Origin of the sequence: Halovulum marinum (assembly GCF_009697225.1) — a bacterium.
In the GTDB taxonomy this organism is placed as follows: Bacteria; Pseudomonadota; Alphaproteobacteria; order Rhodobacterales; family Rhodobacteraceae; genus Halovulum; species Halovulum marinum.
In genome coordinates, this window is the sequence record NZ_WIND01000018.1 from 42,768 (window position 1) to 67,884 (window position 25,117).

The following is a 25,117-nucleotide window of genomic DNA, read 5'->3' on the forward strand; positions in this document are numbered from 1 at the left end:
TGCCGCCGAAGCGAGCGCACCCCCTGCGCCAGGCCCCAGCTGCGATCAGGACCCAGCCATGAAGACCCTTCCCGTCGAGAACCCCTCCCAGGACGCGCCTTCCGAGGGCGTCAAGTTCGATCCGCTCGAGGTCGAGACCGTGACCGCCACCCGCGTCGCCTGCGACGGCGGGCCGGGGCTGGGCCACCCGCGGGTCTGGCTCGCGATCGACCCGGTGCTAGGCTTCGTCGAATGCGGCTACTGCGACAAGCGCTTCATCCTGAAGGGCGGCCCGGCCGACACCGAAGCGCTGAAATGAGCGCGGACGCCCCCGCGCGGTTCGGCACCGGCTGCCACCTGCACCTGATCGACGGCTCGGCGTTCATATTCCGCGCCTTCCACGCGCTGCCGCCGCTGTCGCGCAAGTCCGACGGCCTGCCGATCGGCGCGGTCGCGGGGTTCTGCAACATGATCTTCAAGATGGTCGAGGACAACGCCGGGCCGGACGCGCCGACGCATGTGGCGGTGATCTTCGACAAGGGCAGCCACACCTTCCGCAACGAGATGTTCGACCGGTACAAGGCGAACCGCGACGAGATGCCCGAGGACCTGCGCCCGCAGATCCCGCTGACCCGCGACGCCACCCGCGCGTTCAACATCGCCTGCATCGAGAAGGAGGGCTTCGAGGCCGACGACATCATCGCCACCTATGCCCGCATGGCGCGCGAGGCCGGCGGCCGGGTGACCATCGTCAGCTCGGACAAGGACCTGATGCAGCTGGTCGGCGGCGGCGTCGAGATGTTCGACGCGATGAAGAACTGCCGCATCGGCGTCGAGGAGGTCGAGGCCAAGTTCGGCGTCGGCCCCGACCGCGTGGTCGACGTGCAGGCGCTGGCCGGCGATTCGGTCGACAACATCCCCGGCGCGCCCGGCATCGGCATCAAGACCGCGGCGCTGCTGATCAACGAATACGGCGATCTCGACTCGCTGCTCGAGCGCGCTGGCGAGATCAGTCAACCCAAGCGCCGGCAGACGCTGATCGACAACGCCGAGCAGATCCGCCTGTCCCGCCGGCTGGTGCTGCTGGACCAGAACACCCCCGGGCTGGAGCCGCTGGAGGCGCTGGAGGTGCGCGAGCCGGTGGCGGACGATCTGCTGGCGTTCCTGACGCTGATGGAGTTCCGCACGCTGACCAGACGCGTGGCCGAGAAGCTGGGCGCCGAGGCCCCCGCGCTGCCCGAGCCCGCCGCCGCCGAACCCGGCACCGAGGCCCCCGACCCCGCGCTGTCGCTGCCCTTCGAGAATTACGAGTGCGTCCGCGACGAGGCCGCGCTGCTGCCCTGGATCGACCGCATCCGCGCCCGCGGCTACGTCGCCGTCGACACCGAGACCACCGGCCTCGACGAGATGCGCGCCGATCTGGTCGGCATCTGCCTGTGCGTCGATCCCGGCCACGCCGCCTATGTGCCGCTGGCGCATGTCAACGGCTCGGGCGATCTGCTGGGCAATCTGGAGCGCGCCGACGGACAGATCCCGCTCGAGCGGGCGCTGGACCTGCTGCGCCCGGTGCTCGAGGACGACGCGATCCTGAAGATCGGCCAGAACATGAAATACGACATGAAGATCTTCGCCCGGCTCGGGGTGACGGTCGCGCCGATCGCCGACACCATGCTGATGTCCTATGCCGCGCACGGCGGGCTGCACGGGCACGGCATGGACTACCTGTCGGAAAAATACCTCGGCCACACGCCGGTGCCGATCAAGTCGCTGCTGGGCACCCGCAAGTCGCAGATCACCTTCGACCGGGTGCCGATCGACGATGCGATCTGCTACGCCGCCGAGGACGCCGACATCACCCTGCGGCTGTGGCGGCTGTTCGCGCCGAAACTGCCCGCCAGCCGCGTCACCACCGTCTACGAGACGATGGAGCGGCCGCTGGTGCCGGTGCTGGCGCAGATGGAGCGGCACGGGATCAAGGTGAACCGCGACCATCTCAGCCGCATGTCCAACGCCTTCGCACAGAAGATGGCAGGGCTCGAGGCCGAGATCCACGAGCTTGCCGGCCGCAGGTTCAACGTCGGCAGCCCCAAGCAGCTGGGCGAGATCCTGTTCGACGAGATGAGCCTGGACGGCGGCAAGAAGGGCAAGACCGGCGCCTACGCCACCGGCGCCGACGTGCTGGAGACGCTGGCCGCACTGGGCCACGATCTGCCCGCGCGGGTGCTGGACTGGCGGCAGCTGTCGAAGCTGAAATCGACCTATACCGACGCGCTGCAGGAGCATATCCACCCGGATACCGGCCGCGTGCACACCAGCTATTCCATCGCCGGGGCGAACACCGGGCGGCTGGCCTCGACCGACCCGAACCTGCAGAACATCCCGGTGCGCACCGAAGAGGGCCGCCGCATCCGCGAGGCGTTCGTGGCCGAGCCGGGCAACGTGCTGCTCAGCCTCGACTACAGCCAGATCGAGCTGCGCATCCTGGCGCACATCGCCGGCATCGACAGCCTGCGGCAGGCGTTCCAGGACGGGCTCGACATCCACGCGATGACCGCGTCCGAGATGTTCGGCGTGCCGATCGAGGGCATGGACCCGATGGTGCGCCGGCAGGCCAAGGCGATCAACTTCGGCGTGATCTACGGCATCTCGGCGTTCGGCCTGGCGAACAATCTGCGCATCCCGCGCGATCAGGCCAGGGACTTCATCGACCGCTATTTCGAACGCTTCCCCGGCATCCGCGAGTACATGGCCGACACCGTCGCCTTCGCCAAGGAAACCGGTTATGTCCAGACCCTGTTCGGCCGCCGCATCCACACGCCGGAGATCGGCGCGCGCGGCCCGAAGGCCGGCTTCGCCCAGCGCGCGGCGATCAACGCGCCGATCCAGGGCACCGCGGCCGACGTGATCCGCCGGGCGATGATCCGGGTGCCGGGCGCGATCGACGGGCTGCCGGCGAAGATGCTGCTGCAGGTTCACGACGAGCTGCTGTTCGAGGTCGCCGAGGACGCCGTCGACGCGGTGACCGCCCGCGTCCGCGAGGTGATGGAGGGCGCCGCCGACCCGGCGGTGAAGCTGTCGGTGCCGCTGACCGTGGACGCCGGCAGCGGGCCGAACTGGGCCGCCGCGCACTAGCCGCGGCGCCCGGCGGTCGCCAGCCTGTCCCGCCCGCGGCATGATCCCGGCGCGACCGCGGTCCCCCGGAGGGCGCTGCACGGCGACGCGCAGGATCGGGCGGGGCATCCCCGCCTGCGATGGTGAGCATCGCATACAGGGCCATGGCGGCGCCGGGCTGCGCCCGGAAGGCCACGGCAGGACCCGGACAAGCAGGGACCGCCCGTTGCACCCCGCACGCCGCAATGGATAGGGCCGCGCTGGCGCGTCACCTGGCGCCCGATCTGTGCGCCGGCGGCTGGTCCGCGCCCGAGCTTGGCGCCGCGCTGGCCCGCCGCCTGCCCGGCCCGGTGCGCCGGCTGGGCCGCCGTTGGCCGCAGAGCTGGTGCGCCGCCGCCCCCGGCGCCTGCGCCCCGCCCGCCTGCCTCGACCGCCCGCGCCGCTGCCATCGCGCTGCAACGCTCGTGGAACTTCGAGCGACTGTTCCGCTGGTGCCGTCGGCACGAGGTCTGGCCCGACGCCTGGCCCGGCCCCGCCGCGCCGCAGATGGCGCCGATCGCCGCGTTCGCGGGCCTCGACCTGCCGCAGCTGGCGACGCCGGACGCGCTGGCCGACTGGCTGTTGCTACCGCCGGGCCGGCTGGACTACCTGTCGGACCGGGCGTCGCGGCACGAACGGCACGGCGATTTCGCGGTCAACCACTACAGCTGTGTGCTGCACCGCAAGACCGGCGGCGGGCTGCGGCTGGTCGAGGCGCCGAAGCCCACGCTGAAAGCGCTGCAGCGGCAGGTGCTGCGCCGGATCCTGGACAAGGTGCCACCGCATGGCGACGCCTTCGGCTTCGTGCGCGGCCGCAGCTGCCGCGACGGCGCGCGGCGGCACGCGGGCGAACAGATGGTGCTGTGTTTCGATCTGAAGGATTTCTTCCCCTCGATCGGCGCCGGCCGGGTGTTCGGCCTGTTCCGCTGCCTGCGCTACCCCGAGGCGGCAGCGCGGCATCTGACCGGCCTGTGCACCACCGCGACCCCGGCGCGGGTGACGGCGCGGCTGCCGGCCGCGGACCGCCCGCTGTACCGCCGCGCGCATCTGCCGCAGGGCGCGCCCGGCGCCGGCGCTGGCCAACCTGGCGGCATTCGGGCTGGACCGGCGGCTGTCGGCGCTGGCGCGGCGGCTGGGCGCGCAGTACGGCCGCTATGCCGACGACCTGGCGTTCTCGGGCGACCGCGACATCGCCGCGCCGCTGCGGCGCCTGGTGCCCGAGATCATCCGCGACGAGGGCTTCGTGCCGCACCCGGCCAGGACCCGGATCATGTCGCAAAGCGCGCGGCAGGTGGTGACCGGTGTGGTGGTGAACCGGCACCTGAACGTGAGCCGCCCGCAGTTCGACCGGCTCAAGGCTGCGATCCACGCCTGCGGCGCACAGCCGCCCGATCCGGCCGCGGTCGCCGCGCTGGACGGCGAGATCGCCTGGGTCGAGACGCTCAACCCGGCGCGCGGCGCGAAACCGCGGCGGCCGCTGGCGCGGGCGCTGGCGCGGACCTGACCCCGGCGCACGGGTGCGCACCCGCCGCCGACCGGCCCCCGCCTTGCGGTTTCCGCAGCACATCCCCGCCGCAGGCCCGCGCCCGCCGCAGGCGGGCCGCGCGGCGCGTCAGTACACCCGGCCCACCGCCTCGGGCGGGCGCCAGGACCAGCGCGACATGTTGATGATCAGGGCACAGACCAGCCGGACCTCGCCGTCGTCGTCGCGCAGCGGCGCGTAGGTCAGCGAGCACCAGATCTCGTCGCCGTGGCGGTCGATCAGCGCCCGCTCCTCGCAGCGCAGCTGGCCGGCGACGACGCGCGCCCAGTGCCGGCGGAAATAGGCGGCCTGGCCGGGCTTGTCGCCGTCGTTGGCCAGATCGGTCAGCGACAGCGTGCGCAGATCCTCCAGCGGCATGTCCAGCAGACCCTGCGCGTTGGCGTTCGCCGCCTCGATCCGGCCCGAGGGGGCGAACCAGATCAGGCACTGCGCCGCGTCGAGTGCCGCCATCAGCCCGCGGTATTCGGCGCGGTTGGGCGGCTGCAGGGTAAGGCGTATCGGCGGCATGGCATCCCGGGGTTTTGCTGATCGCCCCCGGTCTGGCACGGCGAGGGTTAAGATACGGTATCCGCCAGCGCCCGGCCATCGCCGATCACCGCCCGGTCGCAGCCCAGCGCCCGCAGCGAGCGGTCGGTGGTCTGGTCGGCGATCTCGTGCAGGCAGCAGTCGCCGGCCTGCAGCCGGCACTGGGTCAGATCGGCCGCGCCGTGGATCGCCGCCCACATGAACCGGGTATCCTCGACGGTGGGCGGCTCGGGGATCGCGCCCAGCCGGTACAGGTCGCGGATGTTCTCCTGGGTGCAGTCGAGGATGGTGTAGCGCATGTCGCCGACCTCGGCGCGGTGGTCGGCCTGGCACAGCAGGCCGATGCGGCCGAACATCATCCGCCACAGTGCCGGGTTGCCGTGCGCGAAGCGGACGAAGGCGCGGCCCATGCTGAAGGCGCGCGCCGCCGCCAGCGCGGCGCTGCTGGCGGCGCAGCCCTCGGGGCGGATGGCGATGAACTCGGCCCGCATCTCCTGGAAGCCCTGGTGGGCGACCGCCTTCAGCAGCGCGTCCTTGTCGTCGAAATGCCGGTAGACCGCGCCCGAGGACACGCCCAGATCGCGCGCCGCGGCGCGCAGGCTCATGCAGGCGATGCGCCCGGCGTCGGTCTCGGCGCGCGCATAACCGACCAGCGCGTCGCGCAGATCGCCGCGCTTCAGCGGTTGGGGCATGGTCGAAGGGCGGGTCTCGGCAAGGTCGCTCATGGCTGTCATGTAAGCAGCGTTCACCTGCCGGTCAAACCGCGGCGCTCAGAAATCGACCGCCAGCCCGTTCAGCTCGTAGTCGCCGTAGCGCACCGGCTCGGGGCCGTCGCGGCCGCCCAGCTCGGGCGGCATCGCCGGGGCGGCGGCGGCGGCGCGGCGCGCCTCGGCCTCGGCCAGGGCGCGGGCGGCGGCGGCGCGCAGCCGGGCGCGGCGGGTGTCCTGCGGACCGCTCTGGCGGCCGGCCTGCGGTTCGGTGTCCTGCGGCTCGGGCAATCGCTTCTCCTTCGGCTGTGCTTTGCCTATATGAGGCGCAAGGCCCCCCGGGGCAAGCCAAGGAGGCACGCGATGAACATCATGCGGACCGGTCTGCTGCTGGCGGCGCTGACGGCGCTGTTCATGGGCACCGGCTATCTGATCGGCGGCACGTCGGGCATGGTGCTGGCGCTGGCCTTCGCCGTGGCGACCAACGCCTTCGCGTACTGGAACTCGGACCGGCTGGCGCTGCGCATGCACCGCGCGCAGCCGGTCACCCGCATGTCCCACCCGGCGCTGTGGGATACGGTCGCGCGGCTGGCGCAGCAGGCGCAGCTGCCGATGCCCAAGGTCTACCTGATCGACGCGCGGCAGGCGAACGCCTTCGCCACCGGCCGCAACCCCGACAACGCCGCGGTGGCGGTGACCGCCGGTCTGCTGCACAACCTGTCGGCCCCCGAGGTCGAGGGCGTGATCGCGCACGAGCTGGCGCACGTCCGCAACCGCGACACGCTGATCATGACCATCGCCGCGACCGTCGCCGGCGCGGTCTCGATGCTGGCCAACATCGGCTTCTTCATGGGCGGCAACCGCGACCGCGGCCAGTTCGGCGTGATCGGGGTGCTGATCGCGGTGTTCCTGGCGCCGCTGGCGGCGGCGCTGATCCAGATGACCGTCAGCCGCACCCGCGAATACGCCGCCGACGCCGGCGGCGCCGAGATCAGCCGCAATCCGCTGGCGCTGGCCTCGGCACTGGCGAAGATCTCGGAGCAGGCGAAATGGGTGCAGATGCCCTCGGCCGAGACGCACCCGAACTCGGCGCACATGTTCGTGGTCAACCCGCTGATCGGCATGCGGCTGGACCGGATGTTCTCGACCCACCCGCCGGTCGAGCGGCGCATCGCCGCGCTCGAGGCGATGGCCTCGGACGGGACCTACCGCCGCCCCGGCCCGCCGCCGCGGCGCAGCACCGACCGGCGCAGCCCGGTTCCCGTGGTCCGCCGCCGGTGAGCGCCGCGGCACGCTCTTCCGCGGGCGCTGGCACGGGCTCCGGCGCGGGCTCCGGCGCGGGCTCCGGCGCCCCCGGCCTGGCCGCGCGCCGCGCCGCGGCGCGGCTGCTGGCCGGCGTCACCGAGCAGCGCCGCACGCTGGCCGAGCTGACCGCCGCCGGCGGCCCGCTGGACCCGCTGCCGCCCGCCGAGCGCGCCCGCGCCACCGCCATCGCCGCCGGCGTGCTGCGCCGGCTGCCGGCGCTCGACGCGGTGCTGGCGCCGATGCTGCGCAAGGCCCCGCCCGCCGCGGTGCGCGACGCGCTGCGCATCGCCGCGTGGGAGATGCTGGTCGACGGCGTCGCCGGCTACGCCGCCGTGGACGGCGCGGTGCGGCAGGTGCGCGCCTCGGGCCGGCACGGCCACCTGGCCGGGCTGACCAACGCCGTCGCCCGGCGGCTGTCGCGCGACGGCCCGGCGGCCTGGGCGGCGCGGCCGGAGCCGGCGCTGCCCGGCTGGCTGCACAAGCCCGTCGCCCGCGCCTGGGGCGCCGACGCCGCCGCCGCGATCGCCCGCGCCCACGAAGCGCCGGCGCCGCTGGACCTGACGCCGCGCGCGCCGGCCGAGGACGCGGCGCTTGCGGCCGAGCTGGGCGCCGAGGCGCTGCCCACCGGCAGCCTGCGGCTGGCCGAGCCGGGGCAGGTCAGTGCCCTGCCGGGGTACGCGCAGGGCCGCTGGTGGGTGCAGGACGCCGCCGCCGCGCTGCCGGTGCGGCTGCTGGGCGATGTCGCCGGGCTGCGGGTGCTGGACCTGTGCGCCGCGCCGGGCGGCAAGACCATGCAGCTGGCCGCCGCCGGCGCGCGGGTGACGGCGGTGGACCTGTCCGACGCCCGGCTGCAGCGGCTGCGCGAGAACCTCGCCCGCACCGCGTTGCAGGCCGAGGTGGTGGTGGCCGACGCGCTGCACTGGGCGCCCGAGGCGCCGGTGGACGCGGTGGTGCTGGACGCGCCCTGCTCGGCCACCGGCACGCTGCGCCGGCACCCGGACCTGCCCTACGCGCGCCCGGCGCCGGATCTCGGCCCGCTGTTCGCGCTGCAGGCGGCGCTGATCGACCGCGCGCTGGGCTGGCTGAAACCGGGCGGGCGACTGCTGTACTGCACCTGCTCGCTGCTGCCGCGCGAGGGCGAGGCGCAGGCCGACGCCGCGTTGCAGCGCCACCCCGGGCTGAGCGTCGCCGTGCAGCGCCCGGACGGCACCGAAGACGGCTGGTGGACGCCCGAGGGCCACCTGCGGCTGCGGCCGGATTTCTGGCCCGGGCGCGGCCATCTCGACGGTTTCTTCGCCACCGTGCTGGCAAAGACGGAGGGCTGAGGTGACAGCGCCCCGCCCGCCGCGTAAGCTGCGGCCGCGACTGCAACAAAGGGGCCCCGCCCGCGTGTCCGGACCGCTTTCCTCGCTGACCGCCGGCCTGCACCGGCTGCAGGCCCGCCGCGCCGAGGCGCGCACCCGCCAGCGGATGCGCGAGCTGACCGAGGGCCGGGTGTTCCTGGGCCTCGCGCACGCCCCCGAGCCGCGCGACTTCGGCGACTTCGCCGCCGCCCGCGCGGCGCTGGACGGCACCCTGGTGCTGGGCGGGATCCGGCGGCCGCTGCGCGGGCTGACCCCGTGGGAGCTGGAGCTGCCCTCGGAGCCGCTGACCCGGCGGCTGCACGGCTTCGGCTGGCTCGACGACATGGCCGGGCTCAGCGGCAAGGCGGCGCGGGCCCGCGCCCAGGCCTGGGCGCTGGGTTGGATCGACCGCTTCGGCGACGGCACCGGCCCGGGCTGGGCGCCGGCCTGCGCCGGGCAGCGGCTGCGCCGGCTGCTGGTGCACCTGCCGTTCCTGGAAAAGGGCCTCGACGCCGAGCCGCTGGCGCGGCTGCAGACCACGCTGCCGCAGCACGCCGCCTTCCTGGCCGGCACCTGGGCCGAGGAAAGCGACGATCTGGCGCGGCTGAAGGCGCTGTCGGGGCTGGCGTTCGGCGCGGTCTGCCTGACCGGTCTCGACGATGCGCTGCCGGCGGCGCGCGACGCGCTGCGCCGCTTCGCGCAGGACGTGGTGTCGGACAAGGGCGGCATTGCCTGCCGCCGGCCCAGCGCGCTGCTGCGGCTGTTCCGCGAGCTGCTGCACCTGCGGGCGCTGTTCGCCGCCGCGGCGCAGCCGCCGCTGCCCGAGCTCGAGGCGGCGATCGCGCGCATCGCCCCCAGCCTGCGCGCGCTGCGGCTGGGCGACGGCACGCTGCCGCGGTTTCACGGCGGCGGCCCCGGCCCAGAGGGCGCGCTGGACCGCGCCCTGGCCGATGCCGGCAGCCGCGCCCGGCCGCGCGCCCGCCCGGCGATGGGATTCGTGCGCCTGCATGGCGGGCGCACCCAGGTGACGGTGGACTGCGCCCGCCCGCCGGGGCACGAGCCGCGCGCGCACGCCAGCACGCTGGGCTTCGAGATGTCCTCGGGGCGGCAGCGGATCGTGGTCAACGTCGGCCCGGCGCTGCCGCACCTGGCGGACTGGGCGCGCGCGCCGCGCACCACCGCCGCGCACAACACGCTGGCGCTGGACAAGACCTCGTCGTCGCGATTCGCGCCGCCGCGCGCCGCCGGCCGGCCCGAGTTGGACGCGCTGCAGGCGCGGCCGTCGATGGTGTCGCTGGCGCAGGCGCAGGACATCACCGGGATGTGGATCCAGGCGCGCCACGACGGCTATCTCGAGGATTACGGCCTGCTGCACGAGCGCCGACTGTTCGTCGGCGCGCTGGGCGAGCAGGTACACGGCGAGGACGTGCTGCTGTCGCCGGACCAGAAGGCGCGGCGCCGGTTCCTGGCGCGGATCAAGGGCGCCGCCCAGCTGGGCGTCGGCCTGTCGGTGCATTTCCACCTGCACCCCGACGTCGAGGCCGAGCTGATGCGCTCGACCGACAGCGTGCGGCTGCACCTGCCCAACGGCGAGGTCTGGCTGTTCCGCCACCAGGGCGGGCTGATGGACGTCGAGACCGGCGCCTACCTGGACGCCGACCTGCCCGAGCCGCGCGCCGCGCGGCAGATCGTGGTGCGCGGCCGCGCCACCAGCGCCGCCGCCGAGATCAGCTGGAGCCTGGTGCGCCAGGTCGCCGCGCCGCGCCCGGCTCCCGGCCGGCCGCGCTAGCGCGCTCGGCCGCGGCCCCATTCCGGCCGCACCCCCATTCCGGCCCCGCCCCCTTTCCGGCCCACGCCTCCGTTCCGGCCGCCGCCCTCTGGCCCTCGCCCCCATTCCGGCCCACGCCTCCGTTCCGGCCGCCGCCCCATTGACGACCACCGGGCGGGGCGGCACATAGGGCCCCAAGCCCCGGCCCGCGCCGGTCCACAGCCCGGAGACGCCCGATGACCGCCAGCCCCGACCGCGTGACCCCCGACCGGGTGACGCCCGCCCGCGCCCTGCTCTCGGTATCCGACAAGACCGGGCTGGTGGCGCTCGGCCGGGCGCTGGCCGCGCGCGGGGTGGAACTGGTCTCGACCGGCGGCACCGCGACGGCGCTGCGCGAGGCCGGGCTGACGGTCTCGGACGTGGCCGACCTGACCGGTTTTCCGGAAATGATGGACGGCCGCGTCAAGACGCTGCACCCGATGGTGCACGGCGGCCTGCTGGCGCTGCGCGACGACGCCGGGCACGTCGCGGCGATGGAACGGCACGGCATCGCGCCGATCGACATCCTGGTGGTCAACCTCTACCCGTTCGAGGAGACCGTGGCGAAGGGCGCCGCCGCCGCCGAGGTGATCGAGAACATCGACATCGGCGGCCCGGCGATGCTGCGCGCGGCGGCCAAGAACCATGCCCATGTCGCGGTGATCACCGAGCCCGAGGACTACGCCGCGCTGATCGCCGAGCTGGACGCCGGGGACGGCGCCACCGGCCGGGCGTTCCGCACCCGGATGGCGGCCCGCGCCTACGCCCGCACCGGCGCCTACGACGCCGCGGTGTCGGCCTGGATGACCGCGCACGCCGGCGACGCGCAGCCGCTGCGCCGGGTCGCGGCCGGCCGCAGCGCCGGCGCGCTGCGCTACGGCGAGAACCCGCACCAGCAGGCCGGCTTCTTCCTGTCGGGCGATCCGCGCCCCGGCGTCGCCACCGCCCGGCAGATCCAGGGCAAGGCGCTGAGCTACAACAACATCAACGACACCGACGCCGCCTACGAGCTGGTGTCCGAGTTCGAGCCCGAGGCCGGCCCGGCGGTCGCCATCATCAAGCACGCCAACCCCTGCGGCGTGGCCCGCGGCGGCTCGCTGGCCGAGGCCTACGAGGCCGCGTTCGACTGCGACCGCACCTCGGCCTTCGGCGGCATCGTCGCGCTGAACCAGGAGCTGGACGCCGAGACCGCCGAGGCGATCACCCAGATCTTCACCGAGGTGGTGATCGCCCCCGCGGTCAGCGCCGAGGCGGCGCGGGTGTTCGAGGCCAAGAAGAACCTGCGCCTGCTCGCCGCCGGCGCGCTGCCCGACCCGGTGGCGCCGGGGCTGGCCTGGCGCCAGGTCGCCGGCGGCTTCCTGGTGCAGGACCGCGACAGCGGCCGGGTCGGCCGCGACGGGCTGAAGGTGGTGACCGAGCGCGCGCCCACCGCCTCGGAACTGGCCGACATGCTGTTCGCCTGGCGGGTTGCCAAGCACGTCAAGTCGAACGCCATCGTCTATGCCCGCGACGGCAGGACCGTGGGCATCGGCGCCGGCCAGATGAGCCGCGTCGACAGCGCCCGGATCGCCGCGCGCAAGGCCGCCGACATGGCCGAGGAGCTGGGCCTGAGCGCGCGCCCGACCGAGGGCGCGGCGCTGGCCTCGGACGCGTTCTTCCCGTTCGCCGACGGGCTGCAGGCAGCAATCGACGCCGGCGCGACGGCGGTGATTCAGCCGGGCGGCTCGGTCCGCGATCCCGAGGTGATCGACGCCGCCAACGCCGCCGGGCTGGCGATGGTGTTCACCGGCATGCGCCATTTCCGGCACTGAACCGATGCGCGCTCAGGGATATTGGCTGGCCGTCACCGCCGGCGCCGTGCTGGCGCTGGACAGGGCGACGAAATGGGCGGTGGTCGAGGGGCTGAACCTGGCCGAGGTGCTGCGCATCGAGGTCGCCCCGCCCTATCTGGTATTCCAGATGGCCTGGAACCGGGGCATCAATTTCGGCCTGTTCGGCTCGGGCTCGGACGCGGCGCGCTGGTTCCTGGTGGCGCTGGCGGTGGCGATCAGCGCCGGGCTGTCGGTCTGGGTGCTGCGCGGCGCGGCCGGCCGGCGCGCGGCGGTGGCGGTCGGCGCGATCGTCGGCGGCGCGCTGGGCAACGCCTGGGACCGGATCGGCTACGGCGCGGTGGCGGACTTCCTGAACATGAGCTGCTGCGGCATCGACAACCCCTACGCGTTCAACGTCGCCGACACCGCGATCTTCGCCGGCGCGCTGGCGCTGCTGCTGCTGCCGACGCCGCGCGCAGACGATGGCTGACGGGCGGCGGGCGCGCGGCGCACAGGCTGCACATGGGCGGCGCACAGGCGTCCGACAGGGCGTGACGGCGCGCGAATCCTGCGCTATCACGGGCTACTGACGGCATGAGGAACGGCATGGCACAGGCACTTCGGATCATCCTTGCGGCGGGCGCGGCGGCCATTCTGGCCGGCTGCGGCGGCGGCGATTCGGATGAGCGCTCGGCGGTCGAGCGGCTGACCGCCGGCAGTCGCATCGCGCCCGAGGAATTCGCCGTGCTGCCGCAGAAGCCGCTGCAGCTGCCCGAGGACCTGACGGCGCTGCCGCCGCCGCTGCCGGGCACGGTCAGCCGCACCGACCTGACGCCGAACGCCGACGCGGTCGCGGCGCTGTCCGGCACGCCGCAGCGCGGCGCCGTGGTCGCCTCGGACAACGCGCTGCTGGCCGCCGCCGCGACCGGCGCGTCGGCGAACATCCGGCAGGTGGTCGCCGCCGAGGATCTGGAATACCGCCGCAACAACCAGCCGCGGCTGCTGTACCGGCTGTTCGGCACCGCGACCGAGACCTCGATCTACGACGGGCAGGCGCTGAACCCGGACCTCGAGCAGCGCCGGCTGCGGGCGCTGGGCGTGCAGGTTCCCGCCGCGCCGCCGCGCAACTGACCGCCGCGTCGCCCTTGCCGCGCCATGCCATCCCGCTAGCTGCCCGGCGAAAGGAGGGATCCCCGATGCGCCGCCGTTCCGCCCTGCCGATCCCGGCGATGATGCTGGCCATGCTGCTGGCCGCACTGCTGGCGCTGTCGCCGCCCGCGGCCCGCGCCGACAGCGCCAGCGGCGTCACCGACTTCACCCTCGACAACGGCCTGCAGGTGCTGGTGATCGAGGATCACCGCGCCCCGGTGCTGACGCACATGGTCTGGTACCGGGTCGGCGCCGCCGACGATCCGCGCGGCAAGTCGGGTCTGGCGCATTTCCTCGAGCACCTGATGTTCAAGGGCACCGACGAGCTGGAGCCGGGCGAGTTCTCGCGCATCGTCGAGGCCAACGGCGGCCAGGACAACGCCTTCACCAGCTGGGACTTCACCGGCTACTTCCAGCGCGTCGCCGCCGACCGGCTGGAGCTGGTGATGCAACTCGAGGCGGACCGCATGCAGGACCTGCAGCTGACCGAGGCGGTGGTCGCCCCCGAACGCGACGTGGTGCTTGAGGAACGCGGCAACCGGGTCGGCAACGACCCCGGCGAGGCGTTCGGCGAGCAGCGCCGCGCGGTCGAGTTCCTGCACCACCCCTACGGCACGCCGATCATCGGCTGGCGCCACGAGATCGCCGAGCTGGACGCCGCCGACGCCATCGCCTTCTACCGGCGGCACTACGCGCCCGACAACGCCATCCTGATCGTCGCCGGCGACACCACCCCGGACGAGGTCCGCCGCCTGGCCGAGACGTACTACGGCCCGATCCCGCCCGCCGGCACCCCGCCGCGGGTGCGCCCGCGCGAGCCCGAGCCGCTGTCCGAGCGGCGTGTGATCCTCCGCGACCCGCGGGTCAGCCAGCCCTACCTGGTGCGCACCTACCCGGCGCCGCCGCGCCGCGCCGGCGACCAGGCCGAGGCCGCGGCGCTGGCGATGCTGGCCGAGCTGCTGGGCGGCGGCGTGACCGGGCACCTGGCCACCAGCCTGCAGTTCGAGCAGAAGGTCGCGCTCGGCACCGGCGCGTTCTACGACGACGTCAGCCTGGACCCGCGGCAATTCGGGATCTACGTCGCGCCCGCCGACGGCGTCACGCTGGAACAGGCCGAGGCGCGGCTGGACCAGGCCCTGGCCGAGTTCATCGAGCGCGGCCCCGACCCGGCGCACCTGGAGCGGGTCAAGACCCAGGTGCGGGCGGCGCAGATCTACGCGCTGGACCGGCAGGAAAGCCGCGCCCGGCTGTACGGACGGGCGCTGACCGCGGGGCTGACGGTCGCCGACGTGCAGTCCTGGCCGGCGGCGCTGGACGCGGTGACGCCGCAGGACGTGACCGCCGCCGCGCGCCTTGTGTTCGACCGCTCGGTCTCGGTCACCGGCTACCTGACCGGCGTGGACGAGGGGTTGTGATGCGTCTGCTTCCATTGCTGCTGGCGCTGCTGGCGCTGCTGGCGCAGCCGCTGCGCGCCGCCACCGACATCGTCGAGGTCACCTCGCCCGGCGGCATCACCGCCTGGCTGGTGCAGGAGCCGTCGATCCCGATGCTGGCGATCGAGGCGCATTTCCAGGGCGGCGCGGTGCTCGACCCCGACGACAAGCTCGGCGCCGCCAACCTGATGATGGCGCTGCTCGAAGAGGGCGCCGGCACCTACGACGCCCAGGGCTTCGCCGCCCGCGCCGAGGAGCTGGCGCTGCGCTACGGCTTCTCCGGCGGCCGCGACGGGGTCACCGTCTCGGCGCAGATGCTGACCGAGTTCCGCGCCGAAAGCGTCCCGCTGCTGGCGCTGGCGGTAGGCGAGCCGCGCTTCGACGAGGACGCCGTCGAGCGGGTCCGCGCGCAGGCGCTGTCCGGGCTGCAGTCCGACCGGACCGACCCGAACTGGCTGGCCGGGCGCGCGTTCTCGCAGGCGCTGTACCCCGATCATCCCTACGCCCGGCCCGCCGACGGCACCGTCGAGTCCGTCGCCGCGCTGACCCCCGACGACCTGCGCGCCGCGCACCGCCGGTCCTTCGCCCGCGACCGGCTGACCGTCGGCGTGGTCGGCGACATCACCCCCGAGGCGCTGGGCCCGATGCTGGACCGGCTGTTCGGCGCGCTGCCCGCGACCGGCCCGGCGCTGCCGCCGGTGGCCGAGATCCCCGACACCGGCGGCCTGCAGGTGATCGACTTCGACGCGCCGCAGTCGGTGGCGCGCTTCGGCCACGCCGGGATCATGCGCCGGCATCCGGACTTCCTGGCCGCCTATGTACTGAACCAGGTGCTCGGCGGCGGCGGTTTCAACTCGCGCCTGAACGAGGAACTGCGCGAGACCCGCGGCCTGACCTACGGCGTCAGCACCTGGCTGGGCAGCGGCGATTTCGGCGCGATGTACGGCGGCGCGCTGTCCACCGCCAACGCCAAGATGGCCGAGGCGCTGGCGCTGATCCGCGCCGAATGGGCCCGCGTCGCCGAACAGGGCATCACCCAGGACGAGCTGGACGCCGCCAAGCGCTACCTGACCGGCAGCTACGCGCTGCGTTTCAACGGCAACGCGCGGATCGCCGGCGGGCTGGTCGGCCTGCAGCGCGCCGACCTGCCGATCACCTACCCGGACGAGCGCAACGCGCTGGTCGAGGCGCTGACCCTGGACGAGGTCAACGCCGTCGCCCGGCGGCTGCTGAAGCCCGAGGCGCTGAAAGTGGTCGTGGTCGGCCGCCCCGCCGGGCTGGAGGCCACGCAATAGCGCGCGGACGGCGCACGCGATCCTTGGCAAATCACCGGGCTCCATGCTACCCCTTGTGGCATGAACGCCGAGGCCCCCAACATACGCCCCCAGCGCCGCCCGATTCGGCAGCTTGACGACGCCGCCGCCAACCGCATCGCCGCCGGCGAGGTGGTCGAACGCCCGGCCTCGGCGGTCAAGGAGCTGGTCGAGAACGCGCTCGACGCCGGCGCGAGCAGGATCGCCATCGACTACGCCGACGGCGGCAAGCGGCTGCTGCGCGTCACCGACGACGGCCACGGCATCGCCGAGGCGGAACTGCCGCTGGCGCTGTCGCGGCACGCCACCTCGAAGATCGACGGCTCGGACCTGCTGGACATCCACAGCTTCGGCTTCCGCGGCGAGGCGCTGCCGTCGCTGGGCGCGGTCGGCCGGCTGAGCATCACCAGCCGCGCGCTCGGCGCGAGCAGCGCATTCGAGATCGCCGTCGACTGCGGCAAGCCCGGCCCGGTGCGCCCCGCAGCCCTGCGCCGCGGCACCGCGGTCGAGCTGCGCGAGCTGTTCCGCGCCACCCCCGCGCGGCTGAAGTTCCTGCGCACCGACCGCGCCGAGGCGCAGGCCATCGCCGAGGTCGTCCGCCGCCTCGCGCTTGCGGCGCCGCAGGTGGGCTTTACCCTGACCGACCGGTCCGGCGACAAGCCGCGCGAGGTGTTCCGCGCCGATCCCGCCACAAGCCCCGACGCGCTGGAGCATCGCGCGCGTGAGGTTCTGGGCCGCGATTTCGTCGCGAACGCCATTCCCATCGACGCGGAGCGCGAAGGGCTGCGCCTCACCGGTCTTGCCGCACTGCCGACCTATTCCCGCGGCGCCGCCGTCGCCTGCCATCTGTTCGTGAACGACCGCCCCGTCCGCGACAAGCTGCTGACCGGGGCGCTGCGGGCGGCGTACCACGACCTGCTGCCACGCGACCGGCACCCGGCGGCGGCGCTGTTCATCACCTGCGATCCGCAGTCGGTGGACGTGAACGTGCATCCCGCCAAGGCCGAGGTGCGGTTCCGCGATCCCGGCGTTGCGCGCGGGCTGATCGTCTCGGGGCTGCGGCACGCGCTGGCCGCGGCCGGGCACCGCACCGCGACGACGATTTCCGACGCGACGCTGGGCGCGTTCCGGGCCCCGACCGCGCCGGGCGCGCCGGTCTACCAGATGGACCGCCCCCGCCGCGAGGCGCTGGGCGCCGCGACCGCGTGGCAGGCGCCCGAGCCGCAGGGGTTCGCCGAGGCTCCATCGTGGACTTCGGCCCGGATCGATACCGCGCCCGAGGCCGAGCCGGAACAGCTGACCGCCCGCCCGCTGGGCGCGGCCCGGGCGCAGCTCCACGAGACCTTCATCCTGTCGCAGACCGACGCGGGCGTGATTCTGGTCGACGCCCACGCCGCGCACGAACGGCTGGTCTATGAAAAGCTCAAGGCCCGCCTGCGCGCGACCGGCGTCGCCCGCCAGGCGCTTCTGGTCCCCGAGATCGTCGAGCTGGACCACAACGACCGCGAACGCCTGCTGGCCGAGGCCGAGGCGCTGGAACAGGCCGGGCTTGTCATCGAGCCGTTCGGCCCCGGCGCCCTCGCCGTGCGCGAGACGCCCGCGCTCCTGGGCACCGTCGCCGCCGAGCCGCTGCTGCGCGACCTTGCCGACGAGCTGGCCGATCTGGGCACCGCCGCGACGCTGGAGGCCCGGCTCGACGCGGTGCTGTCGCGCATGGCCTGCCACGGCTCGGTGCGGTCCGGCCGCCGGATGACCGCCGACGAGATGAACGCGCTGCTGCGCGAGATGGAGGCGACGCCGCATTCCGGCCAGTGCAACCACGGCCGCCCGACCTGGGTCGCGCTGTCGCTGGCGGACCTGGAAAAACTGTTCGGCCGCCGCTGATGGAGCCGGTCCTGGCGCAGCTTCAGGCCGCCGGCCCGCTGGCCTGGGCGGCGGCGGGCGCGGTCCTGCTGGTGCTGGTCCTGCTGCTGATGTCGGTGCGCGCAGCGAACCGCGCCGCCCGCGCCTCGGGCCCGGTGATGGCGCAGGTCGCACAGCTTGGCCGCACGGTGCAGGACCTTGGCGCAGGCCAGCAGCGGCTGGCGGGCGGGCTGTCCCAGGTCTCCGAAGCGCAGGCGCGTGCGCAGCTGTCCACGCTGGAGACGCTGGAGCGGCGGCTTGAGGAGGTCCAACGCCAGATGGCCGACAGCCTGCACGGCACGTCGGTGCGCACCACGCGCTCGCTGACCGAATTGCAGGAACGGCTGGCGACCATCGACAAGGCGCAGGCCAATATCGAGCGGCTGTCGGGCAACGTGCTGTCGCTGCAGGACATCCTGGCGAACAAGCAGACCCGCGGCGCGTTCGGCGAGATCCAGCTGAAGGGCATCGTCGAGGCGGCGCTGCCCGCCGGGGCCTACACCTTCCAGGCGCAGATGCCGAACGGCCGCCGCGCCGATTGCCTGATCCACATGCCGCACCCGCCGGGGCCGATCTGCATCGACGCCAAGTTCCCGCTGGAAAGCTACGAGGCGCTGATGGCCGCCACCACCGAGGCCGAGAAAACCGCCGCCGCCCGCGCCTTCCGCACCGCCGTGCGCACCCACATCCGCCACATCGCCGAGCGCTATGTGCTGGAGGGCGAAACCGCCGACGGCGCGCTGATGTTCCTGCCGTCCGAGGCAGTCTATGCCGAACTGCACGCCCGCTTCGGCGACGTGGTGCGCGAGGGTTTCGCGGCGCGGGTCTGGATCGTCTCGCCCACCACCTGCATGGCGACGCTGAACACCCTGCGCGCGGTGCTGCGCGACGCCCGCATGCGCGACGAGGCCGGCCGGATCCGCCGCGAGCTGGGGCTGCTGGCGCGCGACGTCGACCGGCTGGGCCAGCGCGCGGCCAACCTCGACCGGCATTTCGCGCAGGTGACCCGCGACGTCGCCGAGATCCGGCTGTCCGCCGACAAGGCCGGGACGCGGGCGCGCAAGCTCGAGGACATGGATTTCGACGGCGGCGAGGATGGCCCCGCCGATGCAGGCGCCCTGCCCGCGATGGTGCGGTCCGAACCGTGAGGCAGCGCAAGCCGGGCTGAAGCCCGGCCTACGCAACCTTGATCAATCGCCCAGCGCGACGCCCTCGCGGTGCGGATCGGCGGCGCCGACCAGCCCGGCCCCGGTCAGATGGATCGCATGCAGGCCCGGGTTCAGGTCGCGCGCGTTCACCTCGTGCCCCAGCCCCCGAAGCGCCTCGGCCAGCGCCGCCGCCTCGGTGCCTTGCTCCAGCTCGGTCGCGCCGGTGCGGTCGACCACGTGGCCGGCGTTGATCGCCCGCTGCGGGTCCATGACGAAGTCCGGGATCCGCACCAGGCTGGCGGCGACATGGCTGATGATCCGCGAGCCGCCCGGAAAGCCGATCAGCAGCACCGGTGCGCCGTCCTGCAGCACGATCGTCGGGCTCATCGACGAGCGCGGCCGCTTGCCGCCCTCGACCCGGTTGGCGGCTTGCCGTTGGCCTCGGGGGCGCGGGAAAAGTCGGTCAGCGCGTTGTTCAGCAGGAACCCGTTCGTCATCCCCCGGCTGCCGAAGCCGGTCTCAATCGTGGTGGTCATCGAGATCATGTCCCTCGTGGCTGCGGTATTCGACGCAGACCGGATCGCGCTGCTTGGCCTTGCATTCGGCCATGTCCTGCAGGGCCGGGATGCCGGGGTTGGTCTCGGGCTTCACCGCCGCGACGATGTCGCCGGCGCGCACGCCGTGATAGGACGGCGCGCTGCCCTCGGCCGCGATCAGGCGCAGGGTGCGGGCGAAATCCGGGTTCTTCAGCAGCGTGCCGGCGCGCTTCGGGCTGCCGTCGCCAGCGGGTTGGCGGCGGCAACCATGCGGTCCTGCGCCTGCACCGCCACGTTCGGCGCGACGCCGCAGGTCTGCCCGGGCTGCGCCGCCTCCTGACCCCAGCCCGGCGCGGTCAGCGCGGCGGCGGCGGCGTGCAGTGGCAGTACCGTCGAAAGGCGCATGACGAATCCCCCCCTGTCCGATGTCCTGCCCGGCCAGCGCGGCAGCCGGGCCGCCGCGGCGCGACCGTCACAGGCGGGACAGTTCCGCGGCCATCAGGTCGAACACCAGCCGCACCCGGCGGGAGGTGTTCAACTCGCGGTGCGCGGTCAGCCACAGCGGGAACTCCATCGGCGGCAGTTCCGGCAGCACCGGCACCAGCGACGGCTCGCGCCTTGCCACGCTGTCGGGGAACATGGCCACGCCCAGCCCCTGCTTCGCCAGTTCCCACTGCACCAGGTGGTTGCCGGTCAGCAGCGGGATGTTGCCCGGTGTCAGGCGCAGCCCAAGGCGCGTGTTCACGCCGTGCAGGAACTGCCCGTCGGCGTCGAAGCCGATGATATCGGCGCGGGCCAGATCGTCGGGGTGGTCGATCGGGCCGACCCGCTGAAGATAGGCGCGGCTGGCGTACAGCCGGGCATAGTCGTCGCCCAGCTTCCTCGCCACCAGGTCGGGCTGGGTCGGGCGGAAGCTGCGCAGGGCGATGTCGGCCTCGCGCCGGCGCAGGTCGATGGCGGCGTTGCTGGCGACGATCTCGACGGTGATGCCGGGGGCCTGCGCGCGCAGCCTGGCGATCACCGGCGGCAGCAGGTGGGCCGAGTAGATCTCGCTCGCGGTCAGGCTGATCGTGCCCTCGACGCTGGTCGCCTGGCCGCCGGCGGCCAGGCTGACGCGGCTGGCGGCGCTGCCCATCTGCCGGACATGCTCCAGCAGGTCCAGCCCGCTGGGGGTCAGGCTCAGCCCGCGGCCGGTGCGCTCGAACAGCACCACGCCCAACTCCCGCTCCAGCGCGCTGACCTGCCGGCCCAGCGTCGGCTGCGCCATGCCCAGCGCCCGCGCGGCGGCCGACAAGGACCCCTCCTCGGCCACCACCAGGAACGCGCGGGCGCGGTTCCAGTCGAATTTCACCGAGCGCCAATCCATGCATAATCGCATAGCAGTGCTGCGCATTCAGTCAATTCCGCATGGCGCGCGGCCGGGGTATTTTCTTTGCCAGCGAAACGCAACACACGAGGTGACGCGATGAAAGCGGCATGGCACGACAGGTACGGAACGGCGGATGTGCTGCGCATCCGCGACATCGACCGCCCGCGGATCGGCGACGACGAGATCCTGGTGAAGGTCCACGCCAGCGCCGTGACCACCGCCGACTGGCGGCTGCGCGCCTCGGCCTTCCCGGCGGCGTTCTGGCTGCCCGGGCGGCTGGCCTTCGGGTTGCTGCGGCCCAAGGCGAAGGTGCTGGGGGCGGCCTTCTCGGGCACGGTGGCGGCGCGCGGCGCGAACGCGACCGGCTTTGCCGACGGGCAGGCGGTGTTCGGCCATGCCGGCGCCGGCGCGCACGCGGAATACCTCGCCATCGGCCGCGACGCGCCGGTGCTGCCCCGCCCCGAGGGGCTGGACCACGCGCAGGCGGCGGCGGTGCCGTTCGGCGCGCTGTCGGCGCTGGTGTTCCTGCGCGACATGGCGCGGCTGCAACCGGGGCAGACGATCCTGATCGCCGGCGCCACCGGCGACGTCGGCGTGTGGGCGGTGCAGCTGGCCCGGCACATGGGGGCCGAGGTCACGGCGCTGGCCAGCGCCGACAAGCACGCGCTGGTGCGCGGGCTGGGCGCGCACCACGCCATCGACTACCGGCGGCAGGATGTCAGCCGCGGCGCGGCGCGTTACGACGTGATCCTCGACACGGTCGGCGCGACCCGGTTCCGCGACGCGCGCCGGGCGCTGGCCCCGACCGGGCGCTGGGTGGCGCTGGAGTTCGGCCTGCGCGAGGTGTGGCAGGCGCTGTGGTCCGGGATCGCCGGCGGCCGGCGCGCGGTGATCGGCGTCTCGGGCGACAGCCGCGCCGACCTGGCCGAGCTGGCCGAACTGTTGGCGCGGGGCGCGATCCGGCCGGTGATCGACGCCACCTTCCCGCTGTCGCGGATCGCCGAGGCGCACCGCCGGGTCGAATCGCGGCGCAAGACCGGCGCGGTGGTGCTGACCGTCGCCGAAGCGGCGGCGCTGGCGGCGGAGTGAACCGCCGACAGCGCCCCGTCAACGCGCGGCGTCAGTCGTGGGCGTGGATCAGCTCGGGCACGTCCTCGGAGCCGGCGCGGCCGCGGCCCGACAGCGACGGGTTCTCCATGAAGAAACGGTGGCAGTTGAACAGCCGCTCGCCCTCGGCGCCGCGCTCGCGCCGCCACCTGCCGTCGGGGCCCAGGATCCAGCTCTGCGCCTCGTCGGCCATGTTCGCGGCCATGATCTGCCGCAGGATCTGTGCATGCACCGTCGGGTTGGTGATCGGCACCAGCGTCTCGACCCGGCGGGTCAGGTTGCGGTCCATCCAGTCGGCCGAGCTGATGTAGACCTTCGCCGTGTCCGAGGGCAGCCCGGCGCCGTTGCCGAAGCAGGCGATGCGCGAATGCTCCAGGAAGCGGCCGACGATCGACTTGACGCGGATGTTATCGCTCAGCCCGCGGATCCCGGGGCGCACGCCGCAGACGCCGCGCACCACCAGGTCGATCTGCACCCCGGCCTGGCTGGCGGCATAGAGCGCGTCGATCACGTCGGCCTCGATCAGCGCGTTCATCTTCGCCCAGACCGCCGCCGGGCGCCCGGCGCGGGCGTGCGCGGCCTCGGCCTCCAGGCTCTCGATGATCGTCTTCTTCAGCGTGTGCGGCGAGATCGCCAGCGCCTCCAGATCGTCCGGCCGGACGTAGCCCGAGACGTAGTTGAACACCTTGGTCGCGTCCCGGCCCAGCGTCGCGTCGCAGGTGAACAGGCTGAGGTCGGTGTAGAACTTGGCGGTGATCGGGTGGTAGTTGCCGGTGCCGTAATGGGTATAGGTCACCAGGTTCTCGCCCTCGCGCCGCACCACGGTCGAGATCTTGGCGTGGGTCTTCCAGTCGGTGAAGCCGTAGACCACCTGCGCCCCGGCACGCTCCAGCATCCGCGACTGGCGGATGTTGGCGGCCTCGTCGAAGCGCGCCTTCAGCTCGACCAGCGCGGTCACCGACTTGCCGCTTTCGGCGGCCTCGCACAGCGCCGAGACGACCGGGCTGTCCGACGAGGTGCGGTACAGCGTCTGCTTGATCGCCAGCACGTCCGGATCGGCCGCGGCCTGCTGCAGGAACCGCACCACCATGTCGAAGGTCTCGTAGGGGTGGTGCAGCAGCATGTCCTTCTGGCGCATCGCGGCGAACATGTCGCCCTCGTGGTCCTGCACCCGCTCGGGCAGGCGCGGGTTGAAATGCGGCCACTGCAGGTCGGGGCGGTCGCCGGTGACCAGCTCGGACATCGCGGCGATGCCGATGATGCCGCCGATCTCGATCACCTCGCTTTCCGAGACGTGCATCTCGGACAGGATCTTCTCGCGCAGGTCGTCCGGCGCGCCGGTCGAGATCTTCAGCCGGATCACCTCGCCGCGGCGGCGGCGCTTGAGCGCGGTCTCGAACTCGCGCACCAGGTCCTCGGCCTCTTCCTCGACCTCGATGTCGCTGTCGCGCAGCACCCGGAAGGTGCAGCGGCCGACGACCTCGTAGCCGGGGAACAGCTTGCCCAGGAACACCTCCAGATAGTCCTCGAGCAGCAGGTAGCGCGCCTCGCCGCCGGGACCCTTGTCGAGCGGGGTGAACCGCGGCACCTGCGCCGGGATCGGCAACAGCGCGTCCAGCGGCTGGCCGTCGCGGCTGCGGCGCAGCTGCAGCGCCAGCGCGAAGCCGGTGTTCTGGATGAACGGGAACGGATGCGCCGGGTCGATCGCCAGCGGCGTCAGGATCGGGAACACCTTGGCCATGAAATGGCTGTCCAGCACCGCGCGGTCGGCGCGGGTCAGCTCGTCCGCGGTCAGGATGTGGATGCCGGTGGCGCGCAGCTCGCCCGACAGCTGGTCCCAGCACTCGGCCTGGCGCAGCATCAGCGTGCGCGCCTCGGCGTCGATCTGCTCCAGCTGCTCGGCCGGCGTCAGCCCGTCGTCGCTGGGCCGCGACACGCCCTCGCGCACCATGCCGCGCAGGCCGGCGACGCGGACCGAGTAGAACTCGTCCAGGTTCGAGCCCGAGATCGACAGGAAGCGCACCCGCTCCAGCAGCGGCACCGAGGGATTCTCGGCCTCCTCCAGCACCCGGCCGTTGAACTCGAGCCAGCTGAGCTCGCGGTTGATGAACCGCGCCGGGCTGGACGGATCGAAGCCGTCCAGCGCAACCGGCTCGGGGATCGGAGCCGTCAGGAAATCCGCGTTCGTCATGGCCGCCTCATAATCCGCCCGCATGACCGTTACATGACGCGAACCGCGCCGGGCCACAAGCCGGGCGCGGCGCCGGCGGCCGGCGGCGGACGCCTCCGGCGGGGATTTCTGGCGGAAAGTGGACGGCGGGCGCGGCGCCTACATCTGCAGCGTGCGTGCCGCCAGCCGCACGCCGACGGCGCGGTTCTGCGACAGCGCCGCCTGGTCCAGCCGCGCCACCGCCGCCTCGGCGGCGGCGAACGAACGCTCCAGCCGCGGCACCAGCCAGCCGATCAGCCCCGGGCGCGGGCGGATGTGGCGGTCGGCGAACAGCTTCAGCAGCACCCCGGCCATCAGCGCCTCGTCCGGCGGGTCCAGCCGGGCGACGCCGGCCGCCGCCACCCGGCTGGCCAGGTCCGGCAGCACCAGCGGCCAGCGGCTGGGCGGCGCGCGGCCGGTCAGCAGCAGCCGGCCGCCGCGCGCCAGCACCGCGTTGTGGATGTGGAACAGCCGTTCCTCGGCGGCGCGGTCGCCGGCGATGCGCCCGACGTCCTCGACCGCCAGCAGCCGCGCGTCCAGCGCGTCCGGGCCGGGCGCGGCGGCGGGCACCACCAGCGCGCCGGCGCTTTCCGCCCAGACATGCGCCAGGTGGGTCTTGCCGGTGCCGGCCGCGCCGACCAGTGCCTGCTTGCCGCCGGGCCAGCGTTCCCAGGCGTCGATCGCCGCCAGCGCCGCGGCGTTGGCCGAGGACACCAGGAAGGCGTCGCGCCCCAGGGCCGGGCGGCGGCCGAGGTCGAGCGCAAGCTGCCGGCGCACCGGG

General features: G+C 73.7%; 22 protein-coding genes and 2 pseudogenes. 15 read left to right on the forward strand and 9 right to left on the reverse strand.

Going from position 1 to position 25,117, the window contains the following annotated elements:
- Window positions 1–58 precede the first annotated feature (58 nt).
- From GE300_RS17400 to GE300_RS23210, 4 genes and pseudogenes are all read left to right on the forward strand, one after another.
- Window positions 59–298: a zinc-finger domain-containing protein gene (locus GE300_RS17400; RefSeq protein WP_154448408.1), complete on the forward strand. Its 240-nt coding sequence runs from the start codon at window positions 59–61 to the stop codon at window positions 296–298.
- Window positions 295–3,111 (forward strand): DNA polymerase I, encoded by a 2,817-nt coding sequence (gene polA, locus GE300_RS17405; protein WP_154448410.1) that lies wholly within the window; start codon window positions 295–297, stop codon window positions 3,109–3,111. The genes GE300_RS17400 and polA overlap by 4 nt, the downstream gene beginning before the upstream one ends.
- A 525-nt stretch (window positions 3,112–3,636) precedes the next feature.
- A pseudogene (locus tag GE300_RS23925) lies at window positions 3,637–4,140 on the forward strand (reverse transcriptase domain-containing protein); the annotation flags it as partial.
- Window positions 4,141–4,342: 202 nt separating this feature from the next.
- Entirely contained in the window at window positions 4,343–4,633 is a 291-nt protein-coding gene (locus GE300_RS23210) for an RNA-dependent RNA polymerase family protein (protein WP_233417139.1), read from the forward strand.
- Window positions 4,634–4,741: 108 nt separating this feature from the next.
- Here GE300_RS23210 and GE300_RS17415 read toward each other — a convergent pair whose 3' ends face one another.
- From GE300_RS17415 to GE300_RS23215, 3 genes are read right to left on the reverse strand one after another with little or no spacing between them, the layout of a single operon-like run.
- On the reverse strand, window positions 4,742–5,179 hold the full coding sequence (locus tag GE300_RS17415) for a PAS domain-containing protein (RefSeq protein WP_154448415.1): 438 nt from the start codon (window positions 5,177–5,179) through the stop codon (window positions 4,742–4,744).
- 47 nt (window positions 5,180–5,226) lie between these two features.
- Window positions 5,227–5,931 (reverse strand): TetR/AcrR family transcriptional regulator, encoded by a 705-nt coding sequence (locus GE300_RS17420; protein ID WP_154448417.1) that lies wholly within the window; start codon window positions 5,929–5,931, stop codon window positions 5,227–5,229.
- A 36-nt stretch (window positions 5,932–5,967) separates the two neighbouring features.
- Window positions 5,968–6,123, reverse strand: a complete 156-nt coding sequence (locus GE300_RS23215) for a DUF1674 domain-containing protein (protein WP_325063301.1) — start codon at window positions 6,121–6,123, stop codon at window positions 5,968–5,970.
- A 144-nt stretch (window positions 6,124–6,267) separates the two neighbouring features.
- Between GE300_RS23215 and htpX the strand changes: the two genes are divergently transcribed.
- The 10 genes from htpX (at window position 6,268) to GE300_RS17475 (ending at window position 19,115) form a co-directional block, all read left to right on the forward strand.
- Complete coding sequence (gene htpX / locus GE300_RS17430; protein ID WP_233417140.1) at window positions 6,268–7,185, forward strand: zinc metalloprotease HtpX; 918 nt, start codon at window positions 6,268–6,270, stop codon at window positions 7,183–7,185.
- Window positions 7,182–8,534 (forward strand): RsmB/NOP family class I SAM-dependent RNA methyltransferase, encoded by a 1,353-nt coding sequence (locus tag GE300_RS17435; protein WP_325063297.1) that lies wholly within the window; start codon window positions 7,182–7,184, stop codon window positions 8,532–8,534. Before htpX ends, GE300_RS17435 begins: the two co-directional genes overlap by 4 nt.
- A gap of 64 nt (window positions 8,535–8,598) precedes the next feature.
- A complete protein-coding gene (locus GE300_RS23615) occupies window positions 8,599–10,341 on the forward strand; it encodes a heparinase II/III family protein (RefSeq protein ID WP_154448425.1) in 1,743 nt (580 codons plus the stop codon).
- Window positions 10,342–10,556: 215 nt separating this feature from the next.
- A complete protein-coding gene (gene purH / locus GE300_RS17445) occupies window positions 10,557–12,170 on the forward strand; it encodes a bifunctional phosphoribosylaminoimidazolecarboxamide formyltransferase/IMP cyclohydrolase (RefSeq protein WP_154448427.1) in 1,614 nt (537 codons plus the stop codon).
- A 4-nt stretch (window positions 12,171–12,174) separates the two neighbouring features.
- A complete protein-coding gene (gene lspA / locus GE300_RS17450; RefSeq protein ID WP_154448429.1) occupies window positions 12,175–12,660 on the forward strand; it encodes a signal peptidase II in 486 nt (161 codons plus the stop codon).
- Between the two features lie 116 nt (window positions 12,661–12,776).
- On the forward strand, window positions 12,777–13,301 hold the full coding sequence (locus tag GE300_RS17455) for a DUF3035 domain-containing protein (protein WP_233417141.1): 525 nt from the start codon (window positions 12,777–12,779) through the stop codon (window positions 13,299–13,301).
- Between the two features lie 65 nt (window positions 13,302–13,366).
- Window positions 13,367–14,734: a M16 family metallopeptidase gene (locus GE300_RS17460; RefSeq protein ID WP_233417142.1), complete on the forward strand. Its 1,368-nt coding sequence runs from the start codon at window positions 13,367–13,369 to the stop codon at window positions 14,732–14,734.
- Window positions 14,734–16,047, forward strand: coding sequence for a M16 family metallopeptidase (locus GE300_RS17465; RefSeq protein WP_154448433.1), 1,314 nt, complete (start codon window positions 14,734–14,736; stop codon window positions 16,045–16,047). The genes GE300_RS17460 and GE300_RS17465 overlap by 1 nt, the downstream gene beginning before the upstream one ends.
- A 60-nt stretch (window positions 16,048–16,107) precedes the next feature.
- Window positions 16,108–17,949, forward strand: coding sequence for a DNA mismatch repair endonuclease MutL (gene mutL, locus GE300_RS17470; RefSeq protein WP_154448435.1), 1,842 nt, complete (start codon window positions 16,108–16,110; stop codon window positions 17,947–17,949).
- The gene (locus GE300_RS17475) at window positions 17,949–19,115 is read left to right on the forward strand and encodes a DNA recombination protein RmuC (protein WP_154448437.1); all 1,167 of its coding nucleotides are present in this window, start codon (window positions 17,949–17,951) and stop codon (window positions 19,113–19,115) included. The genes mutL and GE300_RS17475 overlap by 1 nt, the downstream gene beginning before the upstream one ends.
- Before the next feature lie 42 nt (window positions 19,116–19,157).
- On the opposite strand, the pseudogene GE300_RS17480 reads toward GE300_RS17475, so the two are convergent.
- From GE300_RS17480 to GE300_RS17490, 4 genes and pseudogenes are all read right to left on the reverse strand, one after another.
- Window positions 19,158–19,672: pseudogene (locus tag GE300_RS17480) on the reverse strand (gamma-glutamyltransferase); the annotation flags it as partial.
- Window positions 19,635–19,868 carry a gamma-glutamyltransferase gene (locus tag GE300_RS23230; protein ID WP_325063302.1) on the reverse strand — a complete coding sequence of 78 codons (234 nt, stop codon included), beginning with the start codon at window positions 19,866–19,868 and terminating at the stop codon, window positions 19,635–19,637. The pseudogene GE300_RS17480 and the gene GE300_RS23230, both read right to left, overlap by 38 nt.
- Window positions 19,862–20,056 carry a hypothetical protein gene (locus GE300_RS23235; protein WP_233417145.1) on the reverse strand — a complete coding sequence of 65 codons (195 nt, stop codon included), beginning with the start codon at window positions 20,054–20,056 and terminating at the stop codon, window positions 19,862–19,864. Before GE300_RS23235 ends, GE300_RS23230 begins: the two co-directional genes overlap by 7 nt.
- A gap of 67 nt (window positions 20,057–20,123) precedes the next feature.
- Window positions 20,124–21,029 (reverse strand): LysR family transcriptional regulator, encoded by a 906-nt coding sequence (locus tag GE300_RS17490; RefSeq protein ID WP_154448483.1) that lies wholly within the window; start codon window positions 21,027–21,029, stop codon window positions 20,124–20,126.
- Window positions 21,030–21,116: 87 nt separating this feature from the next.
- On the opposite strand from GE300_RS17490, the gene GE300_RS17495 reads away from it, so the two are divergent.
- Window positions 21,117–22,109, forward strand: coding sequence for an NAD(P)-dependent alcohol dehydrogenase (locus GE300_RS17495; protein ID WP_154448441.1), 993 nt, complete (start codon window positions 21,117–21,119; stop codon window positions 22,107–22,109).
- Window positions 22,110–22,140: 31 nt separating this feature from the next.
- Here GE300_RS17495 and GE300_RS17500 read toward each other — a convergent pair whose 3' ends face one another.
- Both GE300_RS17500 and GE300_RS17505 read right to left on the reverse strand, forming a co-directional pair.
- Window positions 22,141–24,318 (reverse strand): RNA degradosome polyphosphate kinase, encoded by a 2,178-nt coding sequence (locus GE300_RS17500; protein WP_154448443.1) that lies wholly within the window; start codon window positions 24,316–24,318, stop codon window positions 22,141–22,143.
- 138 nt (window positions 24,319–24,456) lie between these two features.
- On the reverse strand, window positions 24,457–25,113 hold the full coding sequence (locus GE300_RS17505) for a P-loop NTPase family protein (protein WP_325063298.1): 657 nt from the start codon (window positions 25,111–25,113) through the stop codon (window positions 24,457–24,459).
- Window positions 25,114–25,117: the final 4 nt, after the last annotated feature.